Raw genomic sequence first — 10009 nt, forward strand, 5'->3', positions numbered from 1 at the left:
CGCGGGGAACTGCGCGAGAAGCCCCACCCACCCGCAGACGAAAAACGCAACGCAACGCAAGGTTCAACGGACATACGCCCACCAGTCCGTCCCCGGCAGGGGATGCGCGGCCCAGCCGCGCGCGAAAGGCGGTACGTAGCCGTCCTCAGGGTCGTACAGCACCGCGGTCGGCATGCGCTCAGCCACGCGTACCAGTTCCGCCGTCGTCGTCGAGCGGTTGTTGCCCATCGTCTGCGCCGACGCGCATCCCGCCTCGTAGGCGATCGGCTGTGCGCGTGGGCCCGTCACCAGGCAGGGCGCGTGCAGGCCGAGGTGGTGAAGCGCGTCGGCCGCGCGGCGGTAGCGGATCGTCGTGTCGCGGGCGTCCGCCGTGTTCACCCGTAGTTCCTTGAGCTGTACGGCGAGGTGTGCCGCGAAGACCACGCACAACAGAACGGCCACAGCGCCACGGGCCCGCCGCCCGCGTCCGCGTACCGCCCGCAGTACACGGGCAACGACAGCAGCCGTCGGCAGGGCGAGCAGCGCATACGCGGGCAGCAGGAAACGCGGTGCGGAGTAGTCCAGGAGGAGCAGGTACGGCACGGCGACCGACACCGCGCAGGCGACGGGGAGCAGGGTCTCCGTCCTCCGCCCCCGCGGTGCCAGCGCGCACGCCGCGGCGGCGAGGAGAGGCAGCAGCAGCCACCACAGGGAGTGGGTGAGCGGCGGTGCCGCGATGCGGCAGGGGCGGCAGAGGAGCGGGCCGTCGAGGCCGCGGTAGGCCGCGGACAGGCCGCCGCCCAGGCGGGCGCCCATGCCGCCCTCGGTCTCGCTGGAGACGCGGAGCCGTTCGGTGATCCCGCCGAACCGGACGTACGCCTCGACCGCCCACTGCGCCCCGCCCAGCGCGAGCCCGCCGAGCACCGCGGCCACGGTGCTCCGGCGCCGCCAGGCGCGTACCGCCGCGCAGGCGGCGAGCAGCGGCAGGGCGAGCCAGACGCCGTCCGGCGCGCGGAACAGCGTGGCCGCGGCCAGCGCGGCGACGAGGCCGGTCAGCGCCCGGCGGCGCTCGCCGGGGCCGGGGGAACCGTCACGCGCGCGCAGGAACCAGCCGACGGCGGCCACCGACGACAGCGCGACCCAGAGGTTCGGCATGACCTGCGGCCCGCTGAGCACGGTGATCCACAGGCTCGCGAAGAGCGCGGCCGCGAGCCCGGTCCGGCGCCGCCCGGCCAGCGGTTCCCAGACTCTGAACGCCGCGTACAGCGCGGCCGAGGACAGCAGGACGAGCACGACGCGCACCGCGAGCGCCGAGGACGTCAGGGCGACGACCGGAGCGGCGAGGAAGGTGATGCCGCGCGAGCGCGGCGCGCTGAAGAACGCCGCGGGGGCCCGCGGGTCGACCTGGGAGAGGTAGACCGTCTCGTCCCAGCCGAGGTTCATATGGACGACGGCGTAGCAGAGTTGCGCGACGGCGTAGCCGACGGCGACGAGGGCGAGCGGCCGGACGTCCGGCCGTCGGCGCCACCTCGCCGGGGCTTCCGGAATCGCCGGGTCCGCCGCGCCTGCCGGGTCCGCCGCGCCCGCCGGCGCCGCCGCGGCCGGTGAACGGTCCGGTGACGGCGGTGCGGAACCGGTGGCTCCCGTTCGGGGGCGCGGTGCCGTCAGCGGGGGGTCGGAGTGCCGTTCCGTGCTGGCCATGACCCCTTCTACCGTACTTACGCCTCCCCTTGCCCCCGCTTCGCGGCGCGTGCCCGTTCCGCGGACGCCAGGATCTCCGCCTCCGCGGCCGCCCGGTCGGACCAGCACGCCCCCGCGTCCACGGACTTGCCGGGCTCCAGCTCCTTGTAGACCTCGAAGAAGTGCTGGATCTCCAGCCGGTCGTACTCCGGCAAGTGCCGCAGGTCCCGCATGTGTTCGTGGCGCGGGTCGCTCGCGGGCACGCACAGGACCTTGTCGTCCGCGCCCTGCTCGTCCCTCATCCGGTACATCCCGATCGCGCGGCATCTGATGACGACCCCCGGGAACGTGGGCTCCCCGGCGATCACCAGCGCGTCCAGCGGCTCGCCGTCCGCGCCGAGGGTCCCCTCGACATAGCCGTAGTCCGCGGGGTAGCGGGTGGAGGTGAACAGCAGCCGGTCCAGGCGGATCCGGCCGCGCTCGTGGTCCATCTCGTACTTGTTGCGGCTGCCTTGCGGGATCTCCACGACGACGTCGAAGTCCACGGGTGCCTCCGTAGGGGTACGGTCCGGGACCACCATGGTCGCGCGGGGCGCCGCGCCGCACCACGGTCCGGACAGCACCGTTCCGCGCCTCCCTGCCGCCGCCGCGCCCTGCCACGCCCTTCGTACCCCCTTGACACACACCGTCCCATCCGCCAGATTCGCCCGCGAAGCGGCCAAGCCGTTCCCGAGCGGGAAGGGTCCTCCATGCGTCTGCCCGTGCCCCTCACCGGGGTCGTGCCTCCCGTCTGCACACCGCTCACGCCGTCCGGGGACGTGGACACGCACTCGCTGGGCCGGCTCGTGGAGCGGGTGCTGGCGGCCGGGGCGCACGGGGTGTTCGTGCTCGGGAGCAGCGGGGAGGCCGCCCACCTGAGCGACGTCCAGCGGGGGAGCGCGCTGCGCGTCGTGGTCGAGACGGTCAGCGGCCGGGTGCCCGTGCTCGCCGGGGCCATCGACATGACGACGGCCCGCGTGCTGGGGCACGCCCGCGCCGCCGAGGCCCTGGGCGCGGACGCGCTCGTCGTCACCGCCCCCTTCTACGCGGGGGCGCACCCCGCCGAGGTCGCCGACCACTTCCGGCGGCTCCGTGCCGCGACCCGGCTGCCGCTGATCGCGTACGACATCCCGGCCTCCGTGCACACCAAGCTCCTCCCGGCGACGCTGCTCCCGCTCGCGGAGGACGGCACGCTCGCCGGGCTCAAGGACTCAAGCGGCGAGCTCGGCTCGCTGCGCAGGCTGCTCGTGGCCCTGCGGCGGCAGCGGCTCGACCGGTCGTTCACGGTGCTGACCGGCTCGGAGCTGACCGTGGACGCCGCGCTGCTGGCCGGTGCCCATGGCGTCGTACCGGGTCTCGGCAACGTGGACCCGGCGGGGTACGTGCGGCTGTACGAGCACGCCCGCGCGGGCCGCTGGCGCGAGGCGGCCGCGGAACAGGACCGGCTGGCCGCCCTGTTCGCGCTCACCGAGACGGGCGACCCGGCCGTGATGAGCGGCGGCTCGTCCGCGCTGGGCGGCTTCAAGGCGGCGCTGCACCTGCTCGGCGTCATCGACTGCCCGGCGACCGCGGCACCGCAGCGGCCGCTGCCGGATACCTCCGTACGCACCGTGCGCAGGCTCCTCGGGGAGGCGGGGCTGCTGCCGGGTTAGCGTGGGGGCAGACAGCGCGACCTACTCCGGAGGCACCCGATGGCAGCGACACCCCTCAAGACACGCGCGGCGGTCCGCTCGTTCGCGCTCGGGCTCCCGGGGGCCGTCGAGGAGTTCCCCTGGGAGGACGGTGCCGTCGCCAAGGTCAACAAGAAGATCTTCGTCTTCCTGGGCGCGGAGGGGAACACCGAGACGCCCGCCATCAGCGTCAAGCTGAAGGACGAGGAGGCGCACGGGCACGCCCTCGCCGTGCCGGGCGCGAAGCCCACGGGGTACGGACTGGGGCGCTCCGGCTGGGTGACGATCCCGCTGGGCGGCGGGGGCGCGCCGACCGAGCTGCTCTGCGACTGGGTCGAGGAGAGCTACCGGACCATCGCCCCCAAGAAGCTCGTCGCCCAGCTCGACGCGGGCTGAGCACGCGTCACCGGAATCGCCGTCACGATTTCGTGAAGCTGATCAACTTCTCGCCGCCCATTCTGGTGATCGTGGGTGGATCCGTCCCCAGCTCGTCGTTCCAGAATCGCTTGTCCTCGAACACCTCCAGGACGAGGGGAAGGTGGCCGTCCTGCGAGAAGACCCGGCCACCCGGTGACACCCACGGGTAGAGGTGTCTCAGGCAGGCGCGTGTGGAGGCCGCCAGGTCGACGTCGAGATACATGGCCGCGATCGGTTCACGCCACGAGACCAATGACTCCTCGAACCAGCCGGGAACGTAATCGCAGACGTCGGGAACCCCGAATCCGGCGATGTTCGCGCGAACCTCGTCCAACGATCCCGCGAAATCCCCCTCGTTGAAGATCACCGGTCGTCCGGTGATGCTCAGACCGTGCTGCTCGTCGAAAGGGGGAAGCCCCTCGAAGGAGTCGCAGACGACCAGGCGCCGGCCCGCGAAACTGGCCGCGATGCTGAACTTCGCCGAACTCGACCCCTTGTAGCTTCCGGCTTCCACGACACAACCGGGAACCTCCGGCGGGACGGTGAGGATCGTCCGGCAGAAGCCGAGGATCTCGCCGGTCGTATGGGGGCTGATCAGGGATCTGGACGCGAGGTAGTGCTGCCGGAGCAGGCGTCGGCGCTGTCGCGGGGAGATGCCCAGGCCCCTGTCCCTCAGGAACTCCGCGGCGATACGGCGCTCGGGGTCGGCGAGGGCGTCGAAGCAGGCGGGCAGCCATGCGGGGAGCGCGGCCGCGGTCCGTCCCGTCCATGATCCGAGACGTTCACGTGTTCTCATCCGTACTCCTCGCTGCGGCCGTCGGCTGTCATACGCGTGCTGCCAGCAGCTCGGCGGCACGCGTGCGGACGACGTCGAGCTCCGCGGATTCCGCGAGTTCCCGGGCCCGTTCCAGCTGGACGGCACACCATGCCTCGGCCTCCTCCATACGGTCGGCCGGGGTCAGGCGGGCGATACGTGCCACGCTGGACTCCTTGAGGAAGAAAGAGCAGTTCGCCAGCGCGTACAGCTCGTTCAGCTGTTTCTTCGACACCTCCTCGCACACGGTCGGCAGACCGTAGGGGGTTTCCGTGCCGAACAGGTCCGGCCGCGGCCGTATGTTCATCCTCGTCCCTTCGTCGCCGAGGGAGTTCAGCAGGGGTATCCGCTTCTTCGCCCGGCTGAACTCGGCAGTGCCGATGTCCGGGGTGAGGATGGCCGAACTCAGGAAGGCGATCGGCAGTTCCAGGACCCGGTCGATGTCGGACACGATGCTGTCGACCGTGTCGTGCGGGGCGCCGATGATGAAACCGCAGACGACACCGATACCGGCGGCGTCGAGCGCTCTGACGGCGTTCTGGTTCATCTCGACCGTCGTACCTTTTCGGTAGTAGTCGAGGGTGCGCTGGTCCAGTGACTCGATGCCGAGGAAGACCTTCCGGCATCCCGCCCGGTACAGTTTCCCGGCGATCCCGGAGTCCATGAACTCGGCGCGGGCGTTGCAGCTCCAGGGCACGCCGCGTGCGCCGAGATCGGCGAGGAGGCCGTCCAGCTCGTCGTGTTGCAGCAGGTCGTCGTCGTGGAACTCGATCGAGTCGTGGCCCAGCTCGTCGATGATGTAGTCGAGATCGGCCGAGACGAGCGGCACCGGGCGCGACACCAGGTTTCCATGGATGACGTACGTCGAGCAGAACGAGCACCGGGAACGGCAGCTCTGCGTGCAGATATAGATCTGCGGGCGGCTGCCGAGGGATTTCCACCAGCGCACGCGGACCCGCTCGACGGAGTCGTCCGGTGGCCTGGTGAGGTCGTAGCGGAAGGCCGGGGCGGGGATCGTGGCGAGCGACCTGTCGAACGCCGGTGGACTCATATGGGACTCGCCGCCGCGGGTGAAGCAGATGCCGCGGGCGTCCGGTCCCTGCCCGAAGGACGGTTCCAGCAGCTCGGTCAGGATGTGCCGCAGTGCGGCGCCGCCTTCTCCCCTGACCACCACATGGGCGAAGTCCGCCCGGGGAGCCATCGTGGGGTGCGCGCCGCCGATGACGATGCACACCTCCGTCGGGTCCAGCGTCGCCAGCATCCCCGCGGTGCGCTCGAACGCCAGCGAATACAGGCTGACCAGGACGAACCGTGCTTTCGCCGGGCGCAGCCACGCGGTGATGTCCGCGGCGAGCCGGGCGTCGTCCGCGTAGTGGTCCTCGTCGAAATACCGGAACTCGGGACGGTGCCGGATTCTTCCCGACTCGTGGTCCGCCTGCGCGGAGCGTGCCAGATTGAGGAGACCGAGCGAGGCGTACCGGTCGGTGAAGCGGTCCTGCCGGGCGTCCGCGAACCCGATCTGATTCGCCCGGAAGCCATGGTGCACCAGGGCCAGGCGGGGCGTGCCCTCGTGGAGGGAGAAGCCGCTGCCCCGGTCGAGCGTGTTCAGGTCGATCATCGTGGTGACCTCTTGGCTCAGGCGCACAGAGGGTCGGCCGGATCCCAACGGGCGAAGGCGGGCCGCGGTTTCCTCGCGAGGGCGCGTCGGGCCGACCGCCAGGAATCCGCCCACCGGTCCGGGTCCGTCAGCTCGGTTTCCGGGTGGTCCCGGCTGCGCGCGACGAATTCCGGGTACCAGCGGCGACCGGTCGGTTGGCCGACCGGGCTGTATCGGAGGTCGAAACTCCACCGGCCGCCGTCGCTGACGTTCGGGAGAGAGGCATGCATGAGCAGCGGGTGCAGAAAGATGATGTCCCCCGGAGAAACGGGCAGGGGCACCTTGCGCTCGCCGATGAGATGCTCCGGGATTCCCTGGAACGCCGGCGTGTCACAGTGATGCACCAGGCCGAGCCGGTGGCTTCCCGGAACGACCAGCAGACAGCCGTTCTCCACGGTGGCCTCGTTGAGGGGGAGCCATACGCCGACCAGACCGGTTCGATCCGCGTCCTCCGTCACGACGGCGAGATCCTGGTGCCAGGATGTCTTGCCGGTCAGGGTCAGTGTGTGCGCCTTGTTCTTCGCGGAGATGCTGCGCTGCGGAGGTTTGATCCGCATGTGCTGGACCGGGTTGGACAGGATCTCGGGGCCGATGAACATCTCCACGGCATCCAGCAGGGCTTCGTTCCTCAGCAGACGGAAGACCGCGGGCCCCAGGTGCATCGGCGTGTCCGGGAGGATGTCGTCCTCGAGCGGAAGCGTGATGTCCATGGCCTGGAAGCAGGCGCCGTGGGTTTCCCGCATCAGTTGCAGCATGCGCTCGACGGGGGACGTGTCTCGGTCGTACTCGTCGGGGATCCACTGCTTCCCCAACCGGTCGACGACGGAGCCGTATTCGTCGATCACGGGCCGCAGCACCGTATCGGGATCGAGGACGTTCCTGGCGATCGCATATCCCTGGTCGGTGAACTCGTCGAGCAGGTTCGAACTCAGCATGTCGCCTTCCGGAGATCTTCACCCGGGTGACGCGCTCGGGTGCGGCGGTGAGGAATTTATTTCTGCGACATCTCCTGGAGTTGATACAGCGACTTCGGGTGGCCGTCGGGCCGGTAGATCACCGGCTGCGGGCCGCCGAATCGCGCGACCGGAGACCGCTCGCCCCGGATATGGTGTGCGCAGTTCTCGACGTCCACGACATGCGGTCCGGTGTAGATGGGGAATGCGTCGGCCGCCCGGTACTGGTAGATCAACGCCCGGCGCCGTTCCACCGAGACGTTTTTCGCGGACCGGTGCGGGGCCAGCGGATGCAGGAAGATCGCGCTTCCCGCCGTTCCCTCCACCTTGACCGGGGCACCGTACCGTTCCTCGTCGAGGTCCTCCGTGATACGGCCGGCGAAGGTGCCGTCCGGGAGAGTGTGGTCGAGGAAGCGCCGGTGCCGCCGGGCCAGTACCTCGATGCAGCCGTTCCGTTCGGTGGCGTCGTCGAGATAGATGAGGACTGCCACCAGATCGTCGTTCGTATGCGGAAAGTAGGTCAGGTCCTGGTGCCAGTCGACCGGGGCCCCGACCCGGGCCGGCTTCAGGTTCAGCTTGCTGTGCTGCAGCGCCAGGTCCGGGCCGATCAGCGAGACCACGCGATCCGTGATGCGTTCGTCCGCCGCCAGCTTCCGGAAGTTCTCGTGCTGCTCGTACGGGTTGTACAGGCGGCGGGGCACCCGTTTCCCGTCGACGGGTTCGTGCTCGAACTCGAAGACATCGGCGATCCGTTCCGCGTCGGTCTCCTCGGCGAGTTCCGCTGTCGAGGCGTCGACGAGCCGGATGTCCTCCTCCGACAGCAAGGACGGAACCGCTACGAAGCCTTCCCTCCGGTAATGCTCGATCTGTTGCCGCGTGAGGCCGCGCATCAGGTGTTCCAGACATCAGGAGGTGGGGAAAGAAGCGAGGAAAGGGCTGTCGCTGTCCAGCCGGCCCGGGTCGGCTGGACAGCGCCGGAGGTCTACACCGTCGCCGAGAGCGTCAGTGTGAAGGCCCGGATGAACTGGGTGGAGACGCCACGGCGCCCCTCCAGATCCCTGGTGCTCCGGCCGCCGAACTTCCCGGCGAGTTCGTACAGCTTGTCGGCGCTCACGTGGCCGCCCAGCGAGGCGATCACCCTGGCCGCGACCTCGGGGGAGAACATGAGGTGCCGGCAGTAGTCCGGAAGGCTGCCCATGATCCGGTCGAACAGGGCGCGCTCCTCCGTGATGAGCTTCTCCGCGGTGCCGTCGCCGACCTCGCCCAGGGCCGAGCCGAGGTCGGTGACCCCGCGCAGCACCAGGCAGGTGGCGTCCAGGGCGTGGTAGGTGAACTCGGCGCGGGCGGGCTCACCCGACACCTTGTGCTCGACGTACGCGATGTCACGGACACCGTCGTACACGCCGGAGACGACGTCCGCGGAGAATCCGATGACCCTGAAGAGCCTTTCGACGGTCTCACGGTCCAGGATGAACATCGCCTGGCCCCACGAGTCCGTCAGTTCCATGGCCTTCTTGCCGATGCCGGCCGCCTCGCTCCGCAGCGAGGAAAGGCATTTGGCGTCGACCTGGCCGACCGTTAACCGGGAGCTGACACCGGTGGCAGTACTCACTCTTGTGACCTCCCAATTGTGGGTGGTTCTTGCACGAGTACGCGGACCCCGGACGCTAGCAGCTATCTTATAAAGAGTCAACGGTCAACTGCCGGATCGCCAAAGGATGGAGACGAATATTCCCGATCGATCAGCCGCCCGTTGGTGCGGGGAAAAGAGAGCGGAAAATAATCTCTCCGGTGGTCCGGATCGCGATGGCGGCACGGGCGTGAGCGGGCATTGATCCCGGACATACCCTCGGACATACCCCCGGACGCGTCCGAACGCCCGTCGTCCGCCCGTCGTCGGCCGGACGCGTCCGAGGTCTTGTGAAAACTGCAACCCGTTCTTAACATCACGGGTGTTACAGCACTTGTGTCATAGATGCCATAGACGCCCGTAGACGCCGTAGATGCCGTGGAGCTGGGGTCCGGATGACAGGGACAGGGAACGGCTCGCTCGCCGGTCCGCTCGCCGGCGTGCGCGTGATCGAGCTCGCGGGGATCGGGCCCGCCCCGTTCGCCGCCATGCTCCTCGCCGACCTCGGCGCCGACGTCGTCCGCGTCGACCGGCCCGGCGGCCCGGGGATGCCCATCGATCCCCGCCACGACATCACCAACCGCAACAAGCGCTCGGTGGTCGTCGACCTCAAGGCCGAGGACGGGCCCGCCACCGTCCTCGACCTCGCCGAGCGGGCCGACGTGCTCCTGGAGGGCCTGCGCCCCGGTGTCACCGAGCGCCTCGGCATCGGCCCCGGGGAGTGCCTGGCCCGCAACCCCCGCCTCGTCTACGGCCGGATGACCGGCTGGGGCCAGGAGGGGCCGCTCGCCGACACCGCCGGGCACGACATCGCGTACATCGCCGTCACCGGCGCGCTGGGCCTCGCCGGGCCCGCCGACGGCCCGCCGTACGCGCCCGCCAACCTTCTCGGCGACTTCGCGGGCGGCTCCCTCTACCTCGTCATCGGCGTGCTCGCCGCGCTCCAGCACGCCCGCGCCACCGGCACGGGCCAGGTCGTCGACGCCGCCATCGTCGACGGCACCGCCCATCTGACCGCCTTCGTCCACGGCATGCTCGCCGCGGGCGCCTGGCAGGACCGGCGCGGCGCCAACCTCCTCGACGGGGGTGCGCCGTTCTACGGCACGTACGAGACGGCCGACGGCGGGCACATGGCGGTGGGCGCCCTGGAGAAGCGCTTCTACGCCGAGT

The 10009-nt window shown here is 70.1% G+C and carries 10 protein-coding genes; 3 read left to right on the top strand and 7 right to left on the bottom strand.

Annotation, left to right across the window (positions count from 1 at the left end; all coding sequences use genetic code 11):
* Nucleotides 1-63 precede the first annotated feature (63 nt).
* Both K6I34_RS23085 and K6I34_RS23090 read right to left on the bottom strand, forming a co-directional pair.
* Nucleotides 64-1680, bottom strand: a complete 1617-nt coding sequence (locus K6I34_RS23085) for a hypothetical protein (protein WP_229328243.1) — start codon at nt 1678-1680, stop codon at nt 64-66.
* A 17-nt stretch (nt 1681-1697) separates the two neighbouring features.
* Nucleotides 1698-2204 (bottom strand): inorganic diphosphatase, encoded by a 507-nt coding sequence (locus K6I34_RS23090; RefSeq protein WP_229328252.1) that lies wholly within the window; start codon nt 2202-2204, stop codon nt 1698-1700.
* Nucleotides 2205-2408: 204 nt separating this feature from the next.
* Here K6I34_RS23090 and K6I34_RS23095 point away from each other — a divergent pair, with 204 nt between their 5' ends.
* Both K6I34_RS23095 and K6I34_RS23100 read left to right on the top strand, forming a co-directional pair.
* Nucleotides 2409-3350 (top strand): dihydrodipicolinate synthase family protein, encoded by a 942-nt coding sequence (locus tag K6I34_RS23095; protein ID WP_229328244.1) that lies wholly within the window; start codon nt 2409-2411, stop codon nt 3348-3350.
* A 39-nt stretch (nt 3351-3389) separates the two neighbouring features.
* Complete coding sequence (locus K6I34_RS23100; RefSeq protein ID WP_229328245.1) at nt 3390-3764, top strand: MmcQ/YjbR family DNA-binding protein; 375 nt, start codon at nt 3390-3392, stop codon at nt 3762-3764.
* A 22-nt stretch (nt 3765-3786) separates the two neighbouring features.
* Here K6I34_RS23100 and K6I34_RS23105 read toward each other — a convergent pair whose 3' ends face one another.
* The 5 genes from K6I34_RS23105 to K6I34_RS23125 form a co-directional block, all read right to left on the bottom strand.
* Nucleotides 3787-4581: a TylF/MycF/NovP-related O-methyltransferase gene (locus tag K6I34_RS23105; protein WP_229328246.1), complete on the bottom strand. Its 795-nt coding sequence runs from the start codon at nt 4579-4581 to the stop codon at nt 3787-3789.
* 28 nt (nt 4582-4609) lie between these two features.
* Nucleotides 4610-6217 (bottom strand): radical SAM protein, encoded by a 1608-nt coding sequence (locus tag K6I34_RS23110; protein WP_229328247.1) that lies wholly within the window; start codon nt 6215-6217, stop codon nt 4610-4612.
* 17 nt (nt 6218-6234) lie between these two features.
* Nucleotides 6235-7191, bottom strand: coding sequence for a phytanoyl-CoA dioxygenase family protein (locus tag K6I34_RS23115; RefSeq protein ID WP_229328248.1), 957 nt, complete (start codon nt 7189-7191; stop codon nt 6235-6237).
* Nucleotides 7192-7247: 56 nt separating this feature from the next.
* On the bottom strand, nt 7248-8099 hold the full coding sequence (locus K6I34_RS23120; protein WP_229328249.1) for a phytanoyl-CoA dioxygenase family protein: 852 nt from the start codon (nt 8097-8099) through the stop codon (nt 7248-7250).
* Between the two features lie 92 nt (nt 8100-8191).
* Entirely contained in the window at nt 8192-8821 is a 630-nt protein-coding gene (locus K6I34_RS23125; RefSeq protein WP_229328250.1) for a hypothetical protein, read from the bottom strand.
* Between the two features lie 413 nt (nt 8822-9234).
* Here K6I34_RS23125 and K6I34_RS23130 point away from each other — a divergent pair.
* Nucleotides 9235-10009 (top strand): CaiB/BaiF CoA-transferase family protein (locus K6I34_RS23130; protein ID WP_229328251.1); only part of this gene is annotated, 775 nt, incomplete at its 3' end.

Origin of the sequence: Streptomyces sp. UNOC14_S4 (assembly GCF_020740835.1) — a bacterium.
GTDB lineage: Bacteria > Actinomycetota > Actinomycetes > Streptomycetales > Streptomycetaceae > Streptomyces.

Bases quoted from the DNA above. Each gene is read 5' to 3' on its own strand.
- K6I34_RS23085 (WP_229328243.1), bottom strand. From the start codon at position 1,680: ATGGCCAGCACGGAACGGCACTCCGACCCCCCGCTGACGGCACCGCGC.
- K6I34_RS23095 (WP_229328244.1), top strand. From the start codon at position 2,409: ATGCGTCTGCCCGTGCCCCTCACCGGGGTCGTGCCTCCCGTCTGCACA.
- K6I34_RS23100 (WP_229328245.1), top strand. From the start codon at position 3,390: ATGGCAGCGACACCCCTCAAGACACGCGCGGCGGTCCGCTCGTTCGCG.
- K6I34_RS23105 (WP_229328246.1), bottom strand. From the start codon at position 4,581: ATGAGAACACGTGAACGTCTCGGATCATGGACGGGACGGACCGCGGCC.
- K6I34_RS23110 (WP_229328247.1), bottom strand. From the start codon at position 6,217: ATGATCGACCTGAACACGCTCGACCGGGGCAGCGGCTTCTCCCTCCAC.
- K6I34_RS23115 (WP_229328248.1), bottom strand. From the start codon at position 7,191: ATGCTGAGTTCGAACCTGCTCGACGAGTTCACCGACCAGGGATATGCG.
- K6I34_RS23120 (WP_229328249.1), bottom strand. From the start codon at position 8,099: ATGCGCGGCCTCACGCGGCAACAGATCGAGCATTACCGGAGGGAAGGC.